19 protein-coding genes are annotated in these 21,421 nt (G+C 63.6%); 17 read left to right on the plus strand and 2 right to left on the minus strand.

The annotated features are described in order from the left end of the window. Positions 1-117: 117 nt before the first annotated feature. From CO664_RS19465 to gyrB, 5 genes are all read left to right on the plus strand, one after another. Positions 118-819 (plus strand): Tim44/TimA family putative adaptor protein, encoded by a 702-nt coding sequence (locus CO664_RS19465; RefSeq protein WP_097526015.1) that lies wholly within the window; start codon positions 118-120, stop codon positions 817-819. Positions 820-834: 15 nt separating this feature from the next. Then, positions 835-1,941, plus strand: coding sequence for a murein transglycosylase A (locus CO664_RS19470; protein WP_097526014.1), 1,107 nt, complete (start codon positions 835-837; stop codon positions 1,939-1,941). Next, positions 1,934-2,497, plus strand: a complete 564-nt coding sequence (locus CO664_RS19475; protein ID WP_037418460.1) for a Smr/MutS family protein — start codon at positions 1,934-1,936, stop codon at positions 2,495-2,497. The genes CO664_RS19470 and CO664_RS19475 overlap by 8 nt, the downstream gene beginning before the upstream one ends. Beyond that, entirely contained in the window at positions 2,494-2,871 is a 378-nt protein-coding gene (locus tag CO664_RS19480) for a helix-turn-helix transcriptional regulator (RefSeq protein WP_037418463.1), read from the plus strand. Before CO664_RS19475 ends, CO664_RS19480 begins: the two co-directional genes overlap by 4 nt. Before the next feature lie 134 nt (positions 2,872-3,005). Further along, positions 3,006-5,441 carry a DNA topoisomerase (ATP-hydrolyzing) subunit B gene (gyrB, locus tag CO664_RS19485; protein WP_037418466.1) on the plus strand — a complete coding sequence of 812 codons (2,436 nt, stop codon included), beginning with the start codon at positions 3,006-3,008 and terminating at the stop codon, positions 5,439-5,441. Between the two features lie 104 nt (positions 5,442-5,545). Here the strand turns inward: gyrB and CO664_RS19490 are convergent, their stop codons facing one another. After that, positions 5,546-6,142, minus strand: a complete 597-nt coding sequence (locus tag CO664_RS19490; protein ID WP_097526012.1) for a nitroreductase family protein — start codon at positions 6,140-6,142, stop codon at positions 5,546-5,548. 276 nt (positions 6,143-6,418) lie between these two features. Between CO664_RS19490 and gabD the strand changes: the two genes are divergently transcribed. Both gabD and CO664_RS19500 read left to right on the plus strand, forming a co-directional pair. Further along, a complete protein-coding gene (gene gabD / locus CO664_RS19495; protein ID WP_097526011.1) occupies positions 6,419-7,873 on the plus strand; it encodes an NADP-dependent succinate-semialdehyde dehydrogenase in 1,455 nt (484 codons plus the stop codon). 99 nt (positions 7,874-7,972) lie between these two features. Further along, entirely contained in the window at positions 7,973-8,773 is an 801-nt protein-coding gene (locus tag CO664_RS19500) for an HpcH/HpaI aldolase/citrate lyase family protein (RefSeq protein ID WP_097539662.1), read from the plus strand. Position 8,774: 1 nt separating this feature from the next. On the opposite strand, the gene CO664_RS19505 is transcribed toward CO664_RS19500, so the two are convergent. Further along, complete coding sequence (locus CO664_RS19505; RefSeq protein ID WP_037418476.1) at positions 8,775-9,653, minus strand: GntR family transcriptional regulator; 879 nt, start codon at positions 9,651-9,653, stop codon at positions 8,775-8,777. Positions 9,654-9,923: 270 nt separating this feature from the next. Here CO664_RS19505 and CO664_RS19510 point away from each other — a divergent pair, with 270 nt between their 5' ends. From CO664_RS19510 to CO664_RS19555, 10 genes are all read left to right on the plus strand, one after another. Next, the gene (locus CO664_RS19510) at positions 9,924-11,429 is read left to right on the plus strand and encodes an altronate dehydratase family protein (RefSeq protein WP_097539663.1); all 1,506 of its coding nucleotides are present in this window, start codon (positions 9,924-9,926) and stop codon (positions 11,427-11,429) included. A 177-nt stretch (positions 11,430-11,606) separates the two neighbouring features. Then, positions 11,607-12,626, plus strand: coding sequence for an aldo/keto reductase (locus CO664_RS19515; protein ID WP_097539664.1), 1,020 nt, complete (start codon positions 11,607-11,609; stop codon positions 12,624-12,626). Between the two features lie 203 nt (positions 12,627-12,829). Continuing rightward, the gene (locus CO664_RS19520) at positions 12,830-13,819 is read left to right on the plus strand and encodes an ABC transporter substrate-binding protein (RefSeq protein WP_097539665.1); all 990 of its coding nucleotides are present in this window, start codon (positions 12,830-12,832) and stop codon (positions 13,817-13,819) included. Positions 13,820-13,889: 70 nt separating this feature from the next. Next, positions 13,890-15,431 carry a sugar ABC transporter ATP-binding protein gene (locus CO664_RS19525; RefSeq protein ID WP_037418486.1) on the plus strand — a complete coding sequence of 514 codons (1,542 nt, stop codon included), beginning with the start codon at positions 13,890-13,892 and terminating at the stop codon, positions 15,429-15,431. A gap of 37 nt (positions 15,432-15,468) precedes the next feature. Further along, positions 15,469-16,446, plus strand: a complete 978-nt coding sequence (locus CO664_RS19530; RefSeq protein ID WP_097526007.1) for an ABC transporter permease — start codon at positions 15,469-15,471, stop codon at positions 16,444-16,446. A 43-nt stretch (positions 16,447-16,489) separates the two neighbouring features. Next, the gene (locus CO664_RS19535; protein ID WP_097539666.1) at positions 16,490-17,512 is read left to right on the plus strand and encodes a zinc-binding alcohol dehydrogenase family protein; all 1,023 of its coding nucleotides are present in this window, start codon (positions 16,490-16,492) and stop codon (positions 17,510-17,512) included. After that, positions 17,509-18,345 (plus strand): amidohydrolase family protein, encoded by an 837-nt coding sequence (locus CO664_RS19540; protein WP_097526006.1) that lies wholly within the window; start codon positions 17,509-17,511, stop codon positions 18,343-18,345. The genes CO664_RS19535 and CO664_RS19540 overlap by 4 nt, the downstream gene beginning before the upstream one ends. Positions 18,346-18,571: 226 nt before the next feature. Then, a complete protein-coding gene (gene phaZ / locus CO664_RS19545; protein WP_097526005.1) occupies positions 18,572-19,846 on the plus strand; it encodes a polyhydroxyalkanoate depolymerase in 1,275 nt (424 codons plus the stop codon). Positions 19,847-20,027: 181 nt separating this feature from the next. Continuing rightward, on the plus strand, positions 20,028-20,447 hold the full coding sequence (locus CO664_RS19550; RefSeq protein WP_037418497.1) for a DUF2852 domain-containing protein: 420 nt from the start codon (positions 20,028-20,030) through the stop codon (positions 20,445-20,447). Positions 20,448-20,633: 186 nt separating this feature from the next. After that, on the plus strand, positions 20,634-21,389 hold the full coding sequence (locus tag CO664_RS19555; protein WP_097526004.1) for a M48 family metallopeptidase: 756 nt from the start codon (positions 20,634-20,636) through the stop codon (positions 21,387-21,389). Positions 21,390-21,421 lie beyond the last annotated feature (32 nt).

The following is a 21,421-nucleotide window of genomic DNA, read 5'->3' on the forward strand; positions in this document are numbered from 1 at the left end:
AGATGAGTGCAATTGACCGGTCTCCGGTTTATGGGTGCGACATCGCCATTTGAATGGTTTATCCTTGCGGACTATATGGAACACCAAGAGAAATTCTAACAGCGGTTCCGGGTAGAAATGGGCTCTTTCGACTTCATCACGTTTTTTTTCCTGATCGCGGCTGTGGTCATCTTCTTGCAATTGCGCAGCGTCCTTGGCCGCAGGACAGGAAATGAACGACCGCCTTTCGACCCCTATTCGCCGCGCGAGGCGCAGGGTCCGGAGGCAAGGGACAATGGCAAGGTCGTGCAGCTCCCTCGCCGCGAGAGCAGCGCGGAGGACGAGTCCCGTTACGCCGCCATTGATGGTTTTTCCAAGCCCGGCACGCCGCTGAACGCGCAACTGCGGGCGCTCAGCGACGCAGACCCGAGCTTCCAGCCCGCCGAATTCCTCAACGGCGCGAAGATGGCCTACGAGATGATCGTCATGGCCTTCGCCGACGGCGACCGCAAGACACTGAAAAGTCTTCTGTCCCGCGAGGTGTATGAAGGCTTTGAAGCGGCGATCGCCGAACGGGAGGCCAAGGGAGAGGTGGTCAAGTCGACCTTCGTCGGTATCGAAAAGGCCGAGATCGTCCATGCGGAGCTCAAGGACACTGAAGAGAACGTCACCGTTCGCATCGTCAGCCAGCTCATCTCCGCCACCTACGACAAACAGGGCAAGCTGATCGACGGCGACGCCGATTCGGTTGCCGAAGTGAATGACCTCTGGACCTTTGCGCGCGACATCCGCTCGCGCGATCCGAACTGGAAGCTGATCGCCACCGAATCGGAAAATTGACCGCAAGGGGCGATAATGGCCTTTGATCTCGAACCGGTGTCCTTTTCGGAATTGCCGGGGTGGCAGCAGGACGACCCGACTCCCGTCATCGATGCGCTTCGCCGCTGTCATCATCATGTGACGGCGGTCAAGCCGTACAGGACAGGCTCTCTCGGAGTAACGGTCGCCGACCTGCTGCCCGCCTACGAGGCGGCCGGTGCCGGTTTTTCGGGAGCTGCCGCGGCGCGCGCTTTCTTCGAGGACCGCTTCGTGCCGTTCCGCATCCGTCCCGACGACGGAGGGAAAGGCTTCGTCACTGCCTTCTACGAACCGGAAGTCGAGGTTCGCGCCACCGCAGACGCGGAGTTCCGCTTTCCCTTCTACCGGCGGCCCGCCGATCTCATCGATATTGATGACGCGAATCGGCCCGAGGGAATGGATCCTTATTTCGTTTTTGGCCGGCTTCGCGATGGCAGGATTGAGGAATATTCCGATCGACGGGCGATCGACGAGGGACTACTCGCCGGCCGCGGCCTCGAGATCGCCTATGCCCGCTCGAAGGTCGACGTCTTCTTTATTCATGTCCAGGGTGCTGCGCGGCTCATCTATCCGGACGGAACGCGCCGCCGCATTACCTATGCGGCAAAGACCGGGCACCGCTTTTCTGCGATCGGCAAACTGTTGATCGAGCGCGGCGAAATCGACCCGGCGACCGTCTCGATGGCGAGCATTCGCGACTGGCTCGCGGCCCATCCGGCGAAGGTCGACGAGGTCCTGTGGCACAATCGTTCTTTCATCTTCTTCCGTGAAGCGTCGGTCGAGGACGAAAGCCTCGGACCGGTCGCCGCCGCCAAGGTGCCGCTCGAGCCGGGCCGGTCGCTCGCGGTGGACCGTCTCATCCATACCTTCGGGGTTCCCTTCTACATTGCCAGCGAGACGCTTACCCATCTCGATGGCGGCCGTCCTCTTGCACGGCTGATGCTGGCGCTCGATACCGGCTCGGCGATCGTCGGACCGGCCCGCGGCGACATCTTCACCGGCTCCGGCGAGGCGGCCGGCGCACTTGCCGGCTCGGTGCGCGCCGCTGCCGATTTCTTCATCCTCGTGCCCCGCGCGGCCGCCGCCAGATATCGCCATGGCTAGGGAGAAAAAGCTGTCGCCGGAGGATCGCATCCTGTGGGGCAAGGTCGCGCGCTCGACCAAGCCGATGCCGGGGCGGCTGCAGGACCTCGAGGACCTGCTCGGCGAGATCGAGCCGCCGCCGGCGCCGTCCTCTCCCCAGCCGGCCGACGCCGGCTTGTCCGCATCGGCGAAGCCTGAGCAGGGATTTGCCCTGAGCGGCAAGGCCGAGCACCGCCACCATCCGATCGAGAGACCGGTGAAGCGGAAGCTGGCGAAGGGGCGGCTGGCGCTTGAGGCGCGTATCGACCTGCACGGGATGATCCAGAGCGAGGCGCATGGGTTTCTGCTGCAGTTTCTCCTGAAGGCGCACGAGCGCGGCTTGCGCCATGTCCTTGTCATCACCGGCAAGGGAACGTCGTTCGGCAGCGACGGCGCGTTGAAGCGAGCGGTGCCGCTCTGGTTCGCCCTTCCCGAGTTTCGCCCGCTGATCTCGTCCTACGAGCCTGCGGCACGAAATCATGGGGGCGAGGGGGCGCTCTATGTCCGCCTGGCGCGCACCAGGGGGCGTGCGCCATGACGCCCTTCGGCGAGGCCATGCGCGACCTGCGCCGCCGCAAGGGGGTCTCGCAGAAGGAGATGGCGGCGGCGATCGGCGTTTCGCCGGCCTATCTTTCGGCCCTCGAACACGGCAAGCGCGGCGCCCCGAGTTTCGATTTCCTGCAGCGCGTCGCCGGCTACTTCAATGTGATCTGGGACGAGGCCGACGAGCTCTTCAGCATCGCGCGGCTTTCCGATCCGAAGGTCGTGCTCGACACTTCGGGTCTGCCGCCCGGCCACACCGCCTTTGCCAACCGCCTGAGCGAGCGGATTCGCGGCCTTTCGGGCGAAGCGATCGAGGCGATGGAAGATATTTTGGAAAAAGCCACATTTCCTGATAATGACAGGGGATGAAGCCTCGCCCCGGCCGCGCTCGCGACGCCCGGGATTTGGAACCCGTGGACAAATTTCCTATAGTCCGCGAGGCATCCGCGCTGTGATTCGCAACGAATCACGACGTCCGAAAACCTGGAAAGACCTGAAGCCGAATGACCGATATCTCTGAGACCGAAGCCGGCGCGATCGCCGAATATGGTGCCGATTCCATCAAGGTGTTGAAGGGCCTCGACGCCGTGCGCAAGCGGCCGGGCATGTATATCGGCGATACCGATGATGGCTCCGGTCTGCATCACATGGTCTATGAGGTCGTCGACAACGCGATCGACGAGGCACTGGCCGGCCATGCCGACATCGTCACGGTTACGCTCAATCCCGATGGCTCCTGCACCGTGACCGACAACGGCCGTGGCATTCCGACGGACATTCACCGGGAAGAGGGCGTCTCGGCGGCCGAGGTGATCATGACGCAGCTTCATGCCGGCGGCAAATTCGACCAGAACTCCTACAAGGTGTCCGGCGGATTGCACGGCGTCGGCGTTTCGGTCGTCAACGCCCTTTCCGTGTCGCTCAAGCTCAAGATCCGTCGCGCCGGCAAGATCCACGAGATGAGCTTTACCCACGGCGTCGCCGATGGGCCGCTGACGATTACCGGCGACGCCGGCAGCGAAACCGGCACCGAAGTCACCTTCCTGCCGAGCGAGCAGACCTTCTCTAAGACCGAATTCGACTTCGCAACGCTCGAACATCGCCTGCGGGAGCTCGCCTTCCTGAATTCCGGCGTCCGGATCGTCCTGACCGACAAGCGCCACTCGGACATCCGCCGCGACGAGATGATGTATGACGGCGGCCTCGAGGCCTTCGTCGCCTATCTCGACCGGGCGAAGAAGCCGCTCGTGCACAAGCCGGTCTCGATCCGCGGCGAGAAGGACGGCATCACCGTCGAGGTGGCCATGTGGTGGAACGACAGCTACCACGAGAACGTGCTCTGCTTCACCAACAACATTCCGCAGCGCGACGGCGGCACCCACATGGCCGGCTTCCGCGGTGCTCTGACCCGGCAGATCACCTCCTATGCCGATACGTCCGGCATTACCAAGAAGGAAAAGGTGTCGCTGACCGGCGACGATTGCCGCGAAGGCTTGACGGCGGTCCTGTCGGTCAAGGTGCCGGATCCGAAGTTTTCCTCGCAGACCAAGGACAAGCTGGTGTCGTCCGAAGTCCGGCCGGTGGTCGAGAGCCTCGTCAATGAGGCGCTCAGCGTCTGGCTCGAGGAAAATCCCTCCGATGCGAAGATCCTCGTCGGCAAGGTCGTCGAGGCGGCCGCCGCCCGCGAAGCGGCGCGCAAGGCGCGTGAACTGACGCGCCGCAAGGGGGCCCTCGACATCTCGTCGCTACCGGGCAAGCTCGCCGACTGCTCCGAGCGAGATCCGGCCAAGTCGGAAGTGTTCCTGGTGGAGGGCGATTCGGCAGGCGGTTCGGCCAAGCAGGGCCGCTCGCGCGAGAACCAGGCGATCCTGCCGCTGCGCGGCAAGATCCTGAATGTCGAGCGGGCGCGCTTCGACAAGATGCTGTCGAGCCAGGAAATCGGCACCCTGATCACCGCACTCGGCACCTCGATCGGCAAGGACGAGTTCAATGCCGACAAGCTGCGCTATCACAAGATCATCATCATGACGGATGCCGACGTCGACGGCGCCCATATCCGCACGCTGCTGCTGACCTTCTTCTTCCGGCAGATGCCGGAGCTGATCGAGCGCGGCCACCTCTATATCGCCCAGCCGCCGCTCTACAAAGTGACGCGCGGCAAGTCCGCCCAGTACCTGAAGGACGAAAAGGCATTCGAGGAGTATCTGATCACGACCGGCCTCGATGAGGCGTCGCTGACGCTCGGCTCGGGTGAGGTCAGGGCCGGTCAGGATCTCCGCGAGGTGATCAACGACGCCTTGCGCCTGCGCTCGCTGATGGACGGACTGCATTCGCGCTACAACCGGGCGATCGTCGAGCAGGCGGCGATTGCCGGCGCGCTGAACACCGAGCTCAACAGCCATCACGACGACTACCAGAAGGTCGCCGCCGAAGTGGCGCGCCGTCTCGACGTCATTGCCGAGGAGACCGAACGCGGCTGGACCGGGTCGGTGACGGCCGAAGGCGGCCTGAAGCTCGAGCGCATGGTGCGCGGCGTCAAGGAAGTGGCGGTGCTCGACATGGCGCTGATCGGTTCCTCCGATGCCCGCCACATCGACCAGCTGACGGCGAAGCTCAAGGAAGTCTATGCCGAACCGCCGGTCCTGCGCCGCCGCGACGGCACGCAGGAGATCAGCGGGCCGCGGGCTCTCCTGGACGCGATCTTCGCTGCCGGCCGCAAGGGGCTGACGATGCAGCGCTACAAGGGCCTCGGCGAAATGAACGCCGAGCAATTGTGGGAAACGACGCTCGACCCGAATGTGCGCTCTTTGCTGCAGGTCAAGGTTTCCGACGCGACCGACGCGGACGGGCTGTTCTCGCGCCTGATGGGCGACGAGGTGGAGCCGCGCCGCGACTTCATCCAGGAAAACGCGCTGAGCGTCGCCAACCTCGACATCTGAGAAGCCGATCAGCAGAGACACTCGGCGGTGCTGTATATGAAAGCGTGGGGCTGTCTCGGCTCCACGCTTTTTTCATTTGAGCTGCGGGCGGAAGGCTTTGCGCCTCAATCGCCCCTGAACTGACCTTCGAAGACGAATTCGTTGATTGGTTTGCGCTGGCTCGGCTTTTCGCGCTCCCGGAGATCGTCAGGAAGCGTGGCCGGATCGGCGAGCCTGCCGATTGCGACGGCAGCTTCCACCCGATAGTGCTCCGGCACGCCGGCGACGCGCATCGCCTTGTCGCGGTCGATCCCGGCCATGGCGTGGGCATGCCACCCGGCAAGCTGGGTCTGGAGCGCGAAAGCGAACCAGGCGGCGCCGGTGTCGAAGGCATGCGTATAAGCGGGCCTGATCTCGCCGCTCGAGGTCTGCCTGTGGGTCTTCGAAAGAATGATCACGAGGGCCGAGGCGTTCTTGGCCCAGCGCTGATTTCCCTCGTCCAGCGTTTCCAGCAGGGAGGCGAAATACGCGGCGCCGCGGCGGGCATAGACGAAGCGCCACGGCTGGATATTGCTGGCGGAGGGCGCCCAGCGCGCCGCTTCGAAGAGCGCCAGCAGCTCCTTTTCGCCGATCTCCTCCCCGGTGAAGGCTCGCGGCGACCAGCGCTCGAGGAAGATGGAGTGAATCGGATGGTCGGCTGTTCTGTGGTTGATTTCCGTCACGGAAGGATCCTTCTCTGTGAATCCGTTGGGAGGCCCTTCCGCTGTAAGGTGTTGCGTTCGCGAAGAGCCGGATTCGACGCGACGCTATAGAACCTGACGGCGCTTTGGAACGTGCATCACAAAAAATCATCGAAGCGGGAACGCTGGCACGCGGGACCTTCGGGAAGCGGAACGAAGCGACGAGGGAGGCGTTTTCCGGGAAAAGCAAAAGACGATTGTCGAAACGGAAAAAAGTTGTATAAGTTCTGTAACCTTTTTCTGAGGGAAGGACCAGCCATGAACTTGAAGGACCCGTCGCTGTTTCGCCAAGCCGCGCTCGTCGGCGAGAACTGGATCGAAGCCGACCCGCAGAACGCCATCGAGGTCAACAATCCGGCGACGGGCGAGATCATTGGACGCGTCCCGAAGCTCGGCGCCGCCGAAACCAAGGCTGCGATCGAAACCGCCGCTCGGGTCCAGAAGGAATGGGCGGCGAAGACCGCCAAGGAGCGCGCGGGAATTTTGCGCCGCTGGTACGAGCTGATGATCGAGAACAAGGACGATCTCGGCCGGATTCTGACGATCGAACAGGGCAAGCCGCTCGCCGAGGCGACCGGCGAGATCGTCTATGGCGCAAGCTTCATCGAGTGGTTTGCCGAGGAAGGGCGCCGCGTCTATGGCGACCTCGTGCCCGGCCACCAGAAGGACAAGCGCATCCTCGTGATGAAGCAGCCGATCGGCGTCGTCGCGGCGATCACCCCGTGGAACTTCCCGAATGCGATGATCACCCGCAAGGCCGGCCCCGCCTTTGCCGCCGGCTGTGCCATGGTGTTGAAGCCGGCCGCCCAGACGCCGTTTTCGGCGAGCGCCATCGCCGTGCTTGCCGAGCGCGCCGGCATGCCGAAGGGGCTGTTCTCCGTGATCACCGGTTCGGCCCGCGAGATCGGCGCCGAGATGACCTCGAACCCGACGGTGCGCAAGCTGACCTTCACCGGCTCCACCGAAGTCGGCGCCGAGCTCTATCGCCAGAGCGCCGCAACGATCAAGAAGCTCGGACTCGAGCTCGGCGGCAACGCGCCCTTCATCGTCTTTGATGATGCCGATCTCGACGCCGCGGTCGAAGGCGCGCTGATCGCCAAGTTCCGCAACAACGGCCAGACCTGCGTCTGCGCTAACCGCCTCTATGTCCAGGACGGCGTCTACGAAATCTTCTCGGAAAAGCTCGCTGCCGCGGTCGCCAAGCTGAAGACCGGCAACGGCATGGAAGAGGGCGTCATCCTCGGTCCGCTGATCGACCTGCCGGCGCTCGCCAAGGTCGAGGAGCACGTGGCCGACGCCGTCGGCAAGGGTGCCCGCGTCATCCAGGGCGGCAGGCGCCATGCGCTCGGCGGCAGCTTCTATGAGGCGACGGTGCTGGCGGACGTCACCCAGGCAATGGCCGTGGCGCGCGAGGAGACCTTCGGTCCGGTCGCACCGCTCTTCCGCTTCAAGGACGAGGCGGACGTCATCCATCAGGCCAACGACACCGAATTCGGCCTTGCCTCCTATTTCTATGCCAAGGACCTGGCCCGCGTCTTCCGCGTCGCCGAAGCCCTCGAATACGGCATGGTCGGCGTCAACACGGGGCTGATCTCGACGGCGGAAGCCCCCTTCGGCGGCGTCAAACTCTCCGGCCTCGGCCGCGAGGGCTCGAAATACGGCATCGAGGAATTCATGGAAATCAAATATGTCTGCCTGGGCGGCATCGCCTGAGGCGAGGCAGCAACTCTATCGAAGCGAACCGGCCGGAAAATTCTGGCCGGTTTTTTCATTTGTGGATAAGACGTTGGTCTTCGTCAGAGGAGAGCGTTCATGCCGGCCCCCAAGAACCCCTTCAAAGCCGCGATCCGTGCAAGCCGTTTCCAGCTCGGCCTGTGGGTGGCGCTTGCCAGCCCCTATGCTGCCGAAGTCGTGGCCGGCAGCGGCTATGACTGGCTGCTGATCGACGGCGAACATGCGCCCAACGACCTGCCGCTGCTTGCCGCGCAGTATCGCGCGATTGCCGGCCGCGGCAGTCATCCGATCGTGCGGCTGCCCGTCGGCGATACGGCCTTGATCAAGCAGGTTCTCGACACCGGGGTGCAGACGTTGCTCATCCCGATGGTCGACACCGTAGCGCAGGCGCGGCAGCTCGTCCGCGCCGTCCGCTATCCGCCGCACGGCATCCGCGGCGTTGGCGCCGCCCTTGGGCGGGCCACGAATTTCGGGCGCATCACGGATTACCTGCAGAACGCCAATGACGAGATCTGCCTCATCCTGCAGATCGAGAGCCGGGCAGGCTTGGCCGCGATTGACGAGATCGCCGCGCTCGACGGCGTCGATGGCCTGTTCATCGGTCCGTCTGACCTTGCCGCCGACATGGGCCATCTCGGCAATCCCGCCCACCCGGATGTCCGGGACGCGATCGTCGATGGCTTCGCGCGGATCCATAAAGCCGGCAAGGCGCGCGGTATCCTGACGCTCGATCCGGTGCAGGCGCGCGACTATCGCGCTCTCGGCGCCGACTTCATGGCGATCGGCACCGACGTGACCCTGCTCGTCAGTGCCACTGAGCAGTTGCGCCGGGAATACCTCGGAGAGGCCGAGCCTGCGCGGACCGAATCCGGCTACTGATCTATGGTATCGACTGAAGCAGGGTCTCGCGCGCCGATTTCAGATGCCGGCGGCATGCCTGTTCCGCCTGCTTCGGGTCCCGCGACTGAAGGGCGGCGATATAGGCGAGATGCTCCTCCAGCGCCCGTGCATTGCGCTCGCGCGCATTCGATTTGTTCCATTGATAATGGTAGTGGAAGACGATCGCGATGATGTCGTAGAAATCGACGATGAAGCGGTTGCTCGACGATTTGTGCACCAGGAGGTGGAAGCGCTCGTCGAGCTCGGAGAATTCCCTGTAGCGGTCGTCGATATCGGCGAGAATATCGCGATGCAGTGCCTCGATCTGCTTCAGCTCGGTCCAGGCCGGGTCGTTCTCCGGCAGGGAAACGAAGCGAGCGGCCGAGCGGAGCTCGAACATCTCGCGCACTTCCGTTAGCTCAAGCGCGAATTCGCGGGTAAAGCCTTTGAGCACCCAATGGCTGTTCGGCCGCTTCTCGATCAGGCCGAAGCGGCTGAAGCGGATCAGGAATTCGCGCACGCTCGTCGTGCCTGTGCCGATCTCCCGCGCCAGCTCAAGCTCGTTGATCTGCATGCCGGGCTCCGCACCGCCCGCCAGAATCCGGCGCATGAAGCTGCGCTCGATGCGCTCGGCAAGCGAATCGGTTTCCTCGGTCGGGAAATAATCGGAAGGTTCCGGGCGCCTCAGCACGATCTTCTGGCGCTTGTCCCAGCTGATGAGCTTGACCTCTTCGCAACGCGACAGGATGGCCCGGACCGTCGTGCGGCTCACCCCGAGCGCCTGGCCGAGCTCCGGTTCGGAAGGCAGCGCTGATGTTTCCGAAAGCAGCGTGAGGCAGCGGTTGAAGGCATCCTTGAAGACGGTGTTCTGCTTTGCCATGGAATGATCCGGCCGATTAGAATTGTTTCGACGCAGCGGTCATGCGCCCATCTAGCCCGGCAGCGCCGGTTTGTCTCGGGGTCAATCAAGAATTAGCCGAGACCCGCTTATTCCTGCCTTTTCCATGCCCCCATCGCATGAGAGCATCGGCATCCTCGTTTTCTACGAGAGTCATAATACCCATTGACGAAAATCTGTCTATTGTAGATAAAAGACAAACAAGAGGACACGGGAGCCATCCCGTGAAAACCGTTCCGGGAGAGCCTGAGATTGTCCGCACCGTCTTCGATCCTTCTTTCGCCGGAGGATAATGTCGCCGTTGCCACGGTGGCGATCGAGCCCGGCGAGACTTTACCCGGAGGGCAAAAGTCCGCGGCGCGCATCGAGGCCGGCCACAAGGCGGCGATCCGGCCGATCCCGGCCGGCGAGCCGGTCGTCAAATATGCCCAGGCGATCGGCCGCGCCACGCGCGACATCGCCGCCGGCGAGCATGTGCATTCGCACAATCTCGCCTTCGACCAGGACCGGCTGTCGATCGGCGCGCCGGTGCCGCCGGAAGCCGCAAGTGCGGCCGACAAGGCGCGCACCTTCCTCGGCTATCGCCGGGCTGACGGGCGCGCGGCAACCCGAAACTATATCGGCATCATCGCCAGCGTGAACTGTTCCACCACTGTCTGTCGCGCCATCGCCGAGGAGGCCAACCGGCGCATCCTGCCGCGCTACGAGGGCATCGACGGCTTCGTGCCGATCGTGCACGACCAAGGCTGCGGCATGTCGTCTTCCGGCGACGGCATGAAGAACCTGCACCGGACGCTCGCCGGCTATGCCCGCCACGCCAATTTCGGCGGCGCGCTGATGGTCGGGCTCGGCTGCGAGGTCAACCAGCTGACGCTCTACGGCCAGAGCGGTTCGGGCGCGGAAAAGCGGCATTTCAACATTCAGGAGGCCGGCGGCTCGCGCCGCTCGGTCGAGCGCGCGCTCGGCGTTCTCGAGGAAATCGCCAAGGAAGTGGCAACCGCAAGGCGGGTGCCGATCCCGGTGAGTGAGATCATCGTCGGGCTGCAATGCGGCGGCTCTGACGGTCTGTCAGGGGTGACGGCGAACCCGGCGCTCGGCGCCGCCGTCGATATTCTCGCCGGTGCCGGCGGCACGGCGATCCTGTCGGAGACCTCGGAGATCTATGGGGCCGAGCATCTCTTGCGCAGCCGGGCCGTCAACGAGGCGGTGGCGGTGAAGCTCGACGGGCTGATCTCCTGGTGGGAAAATTATGTCGAGATGCACGGCGCCTCGCTCGACAACAATCCTTCGCCGGGTAACAAGCGCGGCGGCCTGACCACCATCTTGGAAAAGTCGCTCGGCGCCGTGGCCAAAGGAGGCCGTTCGCCGTTGACGGCTGTCTACAATTACGCGGAGCGGGTGACCGAGCATGGCCTCGTCTTCATGGATACGCCCGGCTACGACCCGGTGTCGGCGACGGGCCAGGTTGCAGGCGGCGCCAACGTCATCGCCTTTACCACCGGCCGCGGCAGCTGCTTCGGCTGTCGGCCGGCGCCGTCGATCAAGCTGACCAGCAACACGGCGCTCTACCGGGCGATGGAAGAGGACATGGATATCGATTGCGGCGTGATCGCCTCCGGCGAGGCGACGATAGCCGGTCTCGGCCGCCAGATTTTCGATTTGATCATCGATACGGCGTCGGGGCGTAAGACCAAGAGCGAACTTTTCGGCTACGGCGACAATGAGTTCGTCCCCTGGCATCTAGGGGCGACGCTTTAGGCGGATTTGGAAGGGCCCCTCATCCGGCCTGCCGGCCACCTTCTCCCCGCAGGCGGGGCGAAGGGACTCGCGGCGGCCGCTCGGACTCCCTCTCCCCGCCTGCGGGAGAGGATTGGGTGAGGGGGCAAATGCGCCGTCTGTGAGAAGAGCGCATCCTTTGGAGGGAGGAGACAAGGAATGCAGACGAGAATTATCGGTCGAACCGATCTGGCGGTCACCGAATACAGTTTCGGCACCGCCGGGCTCGGCGGCCTCTATCGCGAATGCACGCGCGAGGCGGCGATGGCGACGCTCGATGCCGCTTGGGACGCAGGGATCCGCTATTTCGACACGGCGCCGTATTATGGGCTCGGACTTGCCGAGCGGCGGACCGGCGATTTCCTGCGCGACAAGTCGCGCGAGAGCTACGTGCTCTCCACCAAGGTCGGCCGCCTGCTGCATCCGGTGCCAGAAGATAAGGTCCCGGATTATTCCTACGTCAAGGCGCTGAATTTCGACGTCACCTACGACTATGGCTATGACGCGATCATGCGCTCGGTGGAGATGAGCTATGCCCGCCTCGGCCTAAACCGCATCGACATTCTCTACGTTCACGATATCGGTGGCTATACCCATGGGGCAGCGAGGAATGCCGTCTATCTCCGGCAATTGCTCGATTCCGGCCTTAAGGCGCTGGAGGCGCTCAAATCGAGCGGCGCCATTTCAGCCTATGGACTGGGCGTCAACGAGGTGCCCGTCTGCCTGGACGTGATGCGCCATGCGGATATCGACTGCATCCTGCTTGCCGGCCGCTACACGCTTCTCGACCGATCGGCGGTCGCCGAACTCATTCCGCTCTGCGAGAAGAAAGGGACCTCGCTCGTCGTTGGCGGCGTCTTCAATTCCGGCATCCTCGCCACCGGTCCGGTGGCGGGCGCGCATTTCGATTATATGCCGGCCACGGAGGAGGTCAGAGAGAAGGTCGCGGCGATGGAACGGATCGCCGGTAAGCGTGGTCTGCCGCTTGCAGCACCGGCGCTACAGTTCCCGCTTGCCAATCCCCAGGTCGCCTCGGTTCTGCTCGGCACCGCCAAGCCTTCGAGCCTCGAACGCAACATCGAGTTGGCCCGAAGAACGATAGTGGCGGCGGATTTTGCCGCCTTCGACCCATTCACCCTCGTAGCGCCCGCGCTCGGAACGGAGGCCGTGAGGGTGTGATTTGCCCGCCGCCGGAAGCGGCGGCTGATGCTTCTTGCGTGTTGGAGGAACGCGAGTGAAGAGAATCGATCAAATGGGCTTGCCAATTCGCCGTGCCTGGACTAGCGTCCCAAAATGTTTTTTATTGATAAAAGACGATACGCAAACACCTGGCGGATCGATCTCGATAACGGAACAAGGTGTGAATTGAGAGGAGAAACCTAATGAGCATTTCCAGACGCATTCTGTCCCGCCGCGCCTTCAGCGCGCTTGCCGGCGCAGCCTTCTTCGCCGCCATGGCGCCGATCCCGTCCTTCGCGCAGGACGTCACCATTCCGATCATCGTCAAGGACACGACCTCCTTCTACTGGCAGATCGTGCTCGCGGGCGCACGTGCCGCCGGCAAGGACCTCGGCGTGAACGTTCCGGAACTCGGGGCGCAATCCGAATCCGACATCAACGGCCAGATCAGCATCCTCGAGAATGCCGTCGCCGGCGCGCCGGCCGCCGTCGTCATCGCCCCGACCGAGTTCAAGGCGCTTGGCAAGCCGATCGACGAGGCCGCCAAGGCGGTACCGGTCATCGGTATCGACTCCGGAGCGGATTCGAAGGCGTTCTCGTCGTTCCTGACGACCGACAACGTCCAGGGCGGCCGCATCGCCGCCGATGGGCTCGCCGCGGCGATCAAGGAAGCGACCGGCAAGGAAGAGGGCGAGGTCGCCATCATCACCAGCCTGCCGGGCGTCGGTTCGCTCGACCAGCGCCGCGAAGGCTTCCTCGACCAGATCAAGACCAAGTATCCGGACCTGAAGGTTGTCGCGGATAAATACGCCGATGGCCAGGCGACGACCGGCCTGAACATCATGACGGACCTGATAACCGCCAATCCCAACCTCGTCGGCGTCTTCGCCTCCAACCTGATCATGGCGCAGGGAGCCGGCCAGGCGATTGCCGAAAACAAGCTCGGCGACAAGATCAAGGTCATCGGCTTCGACAGCGATGAAAAGACCGTCGGTTTCCTCAAGGAAGGCGTGCTCGCCGGCCTCGTCGTGCAGGACCCCTATCGCATGGGGTATGATGGCGTGAAGACGGCGCTTGCAGTCTCTAAGGGCGAAAAGGTCGAGGCCAATGTCGATACCGGCGCGAACCTTGTCACCAAGGCCAACATGGCCGAGCCGAAGATCGATGCGCTCCTGAACCCGAAGGTCAACTGACCCGTTGAGATCGCAGCGACGGCCGGCCGGAGGAGCCGGCCGTCGCTGACCGGCAAGTGAGGAGGGTACCATGACAGGGCTTCAAGAGGTCAGCCAGCGCCACGAGGGCGAGCTCGAGGCGGCCGTTGCGAAGGGCAAGCCGATCCTGGAACTGCGCGGCCTGCAGAAGAACTACGGCGCCGTCCAGGCGCTGAAGCCCGCCACGATTACTTTCCTCTCCGGCGAGATCCACGCGATCGTCGGCGAAAACGGCGCCGGCAAGTCGACACTGATCAAGCTCCTGACCGGCGTCATCCCGCGAACTGCCGGCGATGTGTTCTGGCAAGGCGAGCCGGTGCAGCTTTCGACACCCACGGAGGCGATCAGCCGCGGCATCAACGCCGTCCACCAGGAGGTGGTGCTCTGCCCGCATTTGAGCGTGGCGGCCAATATGTTCCTCGGCGACGAGATGAACAGCAACGGCCTGATGCGCAAGCGCGCCATGACCGATGCCGCCCAGGGCGTCCTCAACGATCTCGGCTTCAACTTGCCGGCCAATGCGACGCTCGGCAGCCTGACGATCGGCCAGCAGCAGTTGGTCGCGACCGCCCGCGCCGCCATGCGCGGCACCCGCTTCCTGATCTTCGACGAACCGACCGCCTATCTGACCCGGCAGGAATCCGCTCAGCTTTTCCGTCTCATTCGCCGGCTGCAGGGCGAAGGCGTCACCATCGTCTATATCAGCCACCGGCTGGAAGAAGTCTTCGAGCTTGCCGACCGCGTTTCGGTGTTGCGCGACGGCACCCATGTCGGCACCCGCGACATCTCGGAGACGAACGAGGCGGAACTGATCGCGCTGATGATCAACCGCACCATCGAGCAGATCTATCACAAGGAACAATTCGCCTTCGGGGAGACGATCGTCGAAGCGCGCGGCCTCTCCGGACCGGGCTTCAGCGACATATCGCTTTCGGTCCGCGCCGGCGAGATCGTCGGGCTCTACGGTCTGATCGGCGCCGGGCGCAGCGAATTCGCGCTCGGCCTCTATGGCCGCCATCCCCTCACCGCCGGAGAGGTGTACTGGCAGGGCCGCAAGGTCGAAATCGACAACGAGCGCAGGGCGATGGAGCTCGGCATCGCGCTCGCGCCGGAAAGCCGCCGCGACCAGGGCCTTTGCCTCAACCTGCCGATCGGCCTCAACATCAACCTGCCGGTCTTTCGCCGTTTGACGCGCGGGCTGACGATTAACCGGGCCGAGGAGGCCGCCAATGCCGATCGCCAGATCCGCGATCTGCAGATCAAGACGCCGTCGCGGCGGGTGCTGGCCTCCGCCATGTCCGGCGGCAACCAGCAGAAGATCGTCATCGGCAAATGGCTGAGCCACGGCGCGAAACTCTTCATCTTCGACGAGCCGACCGTCGGCGTCGACGTCGGCACCAAGGCGGAAATCTACAGGCTGTTTGCACGGCTGCTGGAAAAGGGGGCGGGGATCATCCTGATCTCCTCCTACCTGCCGGAAGTCTACGAGCTTGCCGACCGCCTGCACGTGTTCCGTCAAGGGCGGCTGGTGGCGAGCCATGATTACCGCGCCGCCAGCCACGAGGATGTCTTGGCGCAGGCGATTAACGCGTGATCGATCCGAGAATTGGAAGGACTGCAGGGAGGGCAGAATGAGTGTGGAAACGGTAGAAAGCAGCACAGGACCGACGCCGAAGCGAGGGGTCAGCATCCTGTTCGGACTGACGCTCCTCGGACTGCTGGTCGTCCTCTGGCTGCTCCTTGGCCTGGCGACGAGCGCCTTCTGGACCCCCAACAATATCAGCAACCTCCTGCGCCAGGGGGCGATGACGGCGATCCTGGCTGTCGGCCAGACCTTCGTGATCATCACCGCCGGCATCGATCTGTCGGTCGGCGCGGTCGTTGGCTTCACCAGCGTCATCGTCGCCTGGCTGCTGGCCGCCGGCGTACCGCTCTGGCTGGCGCTTGTCGCGACGCTCTTGATCGGCGTGCTGATCGGCGCCTTTCACGCCTTCGGCATCGTCCGCATGGGCCTGCCGCCCTTCATCATCACGCTTGCGACGCTCACGTCGCTGCGCGGCATCGGCCTCCTGATCACCAACGGTTCGACAATCTCGATCACCAACGAGGCCTTCACCAATTTCTCGCGTGCCGATTTCCTCGGCGTTCCGAGCCTGTTCTGGATGGTCATCGTTGTCGCCGTCCCCGCCTATGTCTTCCTGCATCTGAGCCGCTTCGGCCGCTATCTTTTCGCCGTCGGCTCGAACAGCGAAGCGGCGCGTCTTTCCGGCGTCAATGTCAACCGGACGATCTATCTCGCCTATATTCTCTCTTCGACTTGCGCCGCCTTTGTCGGCCTGCTGCTCGCCTCGCGCATCGGCATCGGCAACGCCACGCAGGCCGAAGGCTGGGAATTGCAGGCGATCGCCTCGTCGGTCATCGGCGGCACCAGCCTTTTCGGCGCCGTCGGCTCGGTGCACGGGCCGCTGCTCGGCGCCTTCATCCTGGCGACGATCAACAACGGCGCCAATCTGTTGAACGTCAACTCCTTCTGGCAACGCATCATTACCGGCGTGCTGATCATCGTGATCGTCTATTTCGACCAGCTCCGGCGCCGGGGCTCGCGTTGAACGGCGCGAACTGGTCATTGGCAATCGACATGGGGGAAGCGTCATGAAGGCTGTCGTTTGTGCGGAGCCCGGTCGTTTGGAAGTCGCCGATCGGCCCCGGCCGGCGCCGCCGCCTGAGGGTTGGGCCCGCCTCGCGGTCAACAGCGTCGGCATTTGCGGCACCGACTATCATATCTTCGAAGGCAAGCACCCCTTCCTCGAATATCCGCGCGTCATGGGCCACGAGATTTCCGCGACCGTCCTTGAGGCCGACACGGCTTCCCGACTCGCCCCCGGAACGCTGGTGGTCGTCAATCCCTATATCTCCTGCGGGACCTGCATTGCCTGCCGGAGGGGGAAGCCCAATTGCTGCACGGCGATCCGGGTTCTCGGCGTCCACACCGACGGCGCCTTCTGCGAAGAAATCCTCATGCCGGAGAAGAACCTCTATCCGGCGATCGGTCTTTCTCCCGAAGCCGCCGCGACGGTGGAATTCCTGGCGATCGGCGCCCATGCGGTGAGACGATCCGGCGTGGCGCCCGGTGCCCGCTCCCTGGTGATCGGCGCCGGCCCGATCGGCCTCGGAACGGCGATCTTTTCGCGGATCACCGGGCACGAGGTGGCGCTTCTCGATACCAGTGCCGAGCGGCTGGCTTTCGCCGTGGACGAGCTCGGCTTTTCGGGCGGCCTCCTCGCCGGTGAGGGACTGGAAAGGGCAATTGCCGAAGCCACGGATGGTGACGGTTTCGACGTCGTCTTCGACGCCACCGGCAATGCCGCGTCGATGGAACGGTCCTTTGCCCATGTCGCCCATGGCGGGACGCTCGTCTTCGTCAGCGTGGTGAAGAACGACATCCGCTTCTCCGATCCGGAATTCCACAAGCGCGAGATGACGCTGGTGGCGAGCCGCAATGCGACGCGGGAAGATTTCGACCACGTCATCGCCTCGATCGGCACGGGCCTGGTGGCGGTGGACAAGCTCATCACCCACAGGACGACCCTCGACCGATGCGTCGACGACCTGCCGCGTTGGGCGCATGACAAGGCCGGCCTTGTGAAGGCAATCGTCACGGTCGCTGCCGCATGAGCTTCATCGACGCCCACCAGCACTACTGGACGCTCGGTCTCGGCCACAATGACTGGCCTGGCCCAGATCTCGAACCGATCTTCCGCGACTTCGGACCTGACGATCTGAGGCCTCATCTCAGCGCCGCAGGCATCAACCGGACGGTTCTCGTCCAGGCGGCGCCGAATGTCGCCGAGACCGGGTTCCTGCTCGAAATCGCCGCGCGCGAGGAGACGGTCGCGGCGGTGGTCGGCTGGGTCGATATTCTAGCGGCCGACGCCCGCTCCGAGCTTCGGCGACTGAAAACACATCCGAAGTTCAAGGGCATCCGGCCGATGCTGCAGAGCATCGATGAAACTGCCTGGATCCTGCGGCCGGAGGCGATCGCCATACTCGAAATGCTGCCGCAGCTGGACCTCCGTTTCGACGCGCTCATCCAGCCGCGCCATCTGCCGGTCGTCGCCGCCCTCGCCGACCGCCTGCCGGATCTCGCCATCGTCGTCGATCACGGCGCCAAGCCGTTCATTGCCGAAGGCCGGCTCGAACCCTGGCGAAGCGACATGGCGGCGCTCGCCCGCCGCCCGAATGTGTACGTCAAGCTCTCTGGACTTGTGACGGAAGCCGGCGGACGCTGGTCGGTCGAGCGCTTGCGGCCCTATGCCGTCCATCTTCTCGACATGTTTGGTGCCGACCGGGTGATGTTCGGCAGCGATTGGCCGGTTGTATTGCTCGATGCCGACTACGCCGAGTGGTTTGCCGCTGCTCAAGCGTTGACCGCAAGCTGCACGGAAGCGGAGCGACAGGCGATTTTCCTGGGGACGGCAGCCCGTTTTTACGGAATTTCCGCGGCCTGAGGTACGAACGTCATAGCGCGACAGGCCCGCGCAATGTTATCTCAATAAATTAGTAATATGAATTCCCTCGGAACTTGCCCTAAAAACGAGGGGGTACTGTTTGTTGCACTGCACAAGAAAAGTGGTAGTCTGAAAGCGATTGCGGACCACCAAGACAAACACTCGCAAGGCTTGCGTCGGACCTGGGAGCGGCGCCGGATCGATTGAAACAAGGGGTACGCGTCCCATGTTCTACCAGCTCTACGAAATGAACCATGCCATGATGGCCCCATGGCGCACGGCGGCGGACGCCATGCGGCTGGCCTTCAAGAATCCGATGAACCCGGTCTCGCACACCTATTTCGGCCGCGCCGCGGCGGCAGGGCTGGAAGTCTTCGAACGCGCCACGCGGCGCTATGGTAAGCCGGAATTCGGCCTGCCCGAGACGGTCGTCGACGGCCAGCCTGTGCCGGTCCGCGAGAAGATCGTCTGGCGGGCGCCCTTCTGCAACCTCATCCATTTCGAACGGTCGCTGCCGAAGGGAAGGACGCCGGACCCGAAGGTGCTGCTCGTCGCACCCATGTCCGGCCACTACTCGACCTTGCTGCGCGGCACGGTCGAAGCGCTTCTGCCGCATTCGGACATCTACATCACGGACTGGCTGGATGCCCGCATGGTGCCGCTCAGCGAAGGCACTTTCGATCTCGACGATTACATCGACTACGTCATCCAGATCCTGCATCACCTCGGACCCGATACCCATGTGATCGGCGTCTGCCAGCCGGCCGTGCCGGTTCTCGCCGCGGTCGCTTTGATGGAGGCGGAGAACGACCCGCTCTCGCCCGCGTCGATGACGCTGATGGGTGGACCGATCGATACCCGCATCAACCCGACCGCCGTCAATCAGCTGGCCGAGCAGCGGCCGGTCGACTGGTTCCGCGACAATGTCATCATGCCGGTGCCATGGCCGCAACCGGGCTTCATGCGCATGGTCTATCCGGGCTTCCTTCAGCTTTCGGGCTTCATGTCGATGAATCTCGACCGCCATCTGGTCGCCCACAAGGAGTTCTTCGCCCATCTCGTCAAGAACGATGGCGATGCCGCCGACAAGCACCGCGACTTCTACGACGAATATCTCGCGGTCATGGATCTCACCGCGGAATTCTACCTGCAGACAGTGCAGGTGGTGTTCATGCAGCATGCCTTGCCGAAGGGAGAAATGATGCATCGCGGCAAGCGCGTCGATCCGACGGCGATCCGCAAGGTGGCGCTGCTGACGGTCGAGGGCGAGAACGACGACATTTCCGGCGTCGGCCAGACCCAGGCGGCGCAGACGATCTGCACCAACATTCCGGAGCACATGCGTCAGCACTACATGCAGCCGGACGTCGGGCACTACGGCGTCTTCAACGGCTCTCGCTTCCGCGGCGAGATCGCACCGCGCATCGTCGCCTTCCAGCGCGAGCATTCGCGCCACTCGAGGCCAGTGAAGCAGATCATCAAGGGAGGCAAATCGGCCTAGCTCCACCTGACGCGGGCTTTTCGACCGCGGCCTAAAGCATCCTGAGGCGGCGATTTGCTGCCGCAGGATCAAGGGTTTGTCCGATTCCCATCCGGCGCATCTTGCAGTCATCTCCTGCCTTTCCCACATCGTTTTCATCGGGCCGCAACGGGCGGTCCGCTGACTGCGAGGAATACTGACGATGAACCAATCTGCATTGATCCGTCCGGACTGGACGCCTGCGACCATTGCATTGATGGTGCTCGGTTTCGTGGTGTTCTGGCCGCTCGGCCTGGCGATGCTCGCTTACATCCTCTTCGGCGACAAGCTGAAGACCTTCAAGAAGGACGCCAACGACAGCGTGGACCGCATGTGCGCCGGCTTCCGCCGGAGCAATCGTGGCCATTGGGCCCACCATCGGACCGGCAATGTCGCCTTCGACGACTGGCGCGAGGCGGAACTTGCGCGTCTCGACGAGGAACGCCGCAAGCTGGACGAGATGCGCGAGGAATTCGACGCCTATGTCCGCGAGCTCCGGCGCGCCAAGGACCAGGAGGAATTCGACCGCTTCATGCGCGAGCGCAAGAACGGCCGCCCCGGCCCGGCACCAGAGACCGCCTGATTGACAGGAATGGCATCCCGGCGTTTCACATGAAACGCCGGGACTACAGCGCCGCGCGTCCTATCAGACGCCGCAAAGGTCGCTGTAGCACTTTGAATTGCTGCATGTATCCATAAATCGAGGTCGATCTAAGGACACATGCAGTAGGCAGCTGCCAGCGGACGGCGAATCGGCTAGAAAGGCCTCATGTTTCCCTCCTTCAAGCGCCGCCGCGGCAGTGAAACGCGCCCCGATATCACGCGTGACATCGAGGTGGCCGGCAAGCGTCTTCCCTTGACCATCCGCCAGAACGCACGCGCGACACGGATGACCTTGCGCATCGAGCCCGGCGGGCGCGCCCTGAAACTCACCGTTCCCGAAGGTCTGCCGGAGCGCGAGGTCAGCGCATTTCTCAGCCGCCATCAGGGCTGGCTGATGACCAAACTCGCGCGCTTCTCCGGCGAAAGCGAGCTCGAAGACGGCGGAACCATCTTCATCCGCGGCGTCGCCCATCGCATCGAGAGGACCGGCCGGATTCGCGGCCTTACAGAGCCCGTCATCGTCGACGATGAGGCGGTGTTGCGGGTCGGCGGCGCGGAGGAGCACCTGCGCCGGCGGATTGCCGACTACCTGAAGAAGGAGGCGCGCCTCGAATTGGAGCGCCTCGTCGCCGTCTATGCCGGCCGAATCGGCCGCCGCGTCCGGTCGTTGAGCCTCAAGGACACCCGCAGCCGCTGGGGCTCCTGCTCCGCCGAAGGTGACTTGAGCTTTTCCTGGCGCATTGCCATGGCGCCGCCGAAGGTGATCGCCTATCTCGCCGCCCACGAGGTCGCCCATCTTGAGGAGATGAACCACGGCCCCGATTTCTGGGCGCTGTGCGAAAGGCTCTGCGCGGATACCAACGAGGCCAGGCGCTGGCTGAAGCGCAACGGCACCATGCTGCACTCCATCGATTTCGGCTAAGTTCACGGTTGAGTTTGGCCGATGGTGACGAG

It is taken from the genome of Sinorhizobium sp. NG07B (assembly GCF_002532005.1).
Classification (GTDB): domain Bacteria; phylum Pseudomonadota; class Alphaproteobacteria; order Rhizobiales; family Rhizobiaceae; genus Sinorhizobium; species Sinorhizobium fredii_C.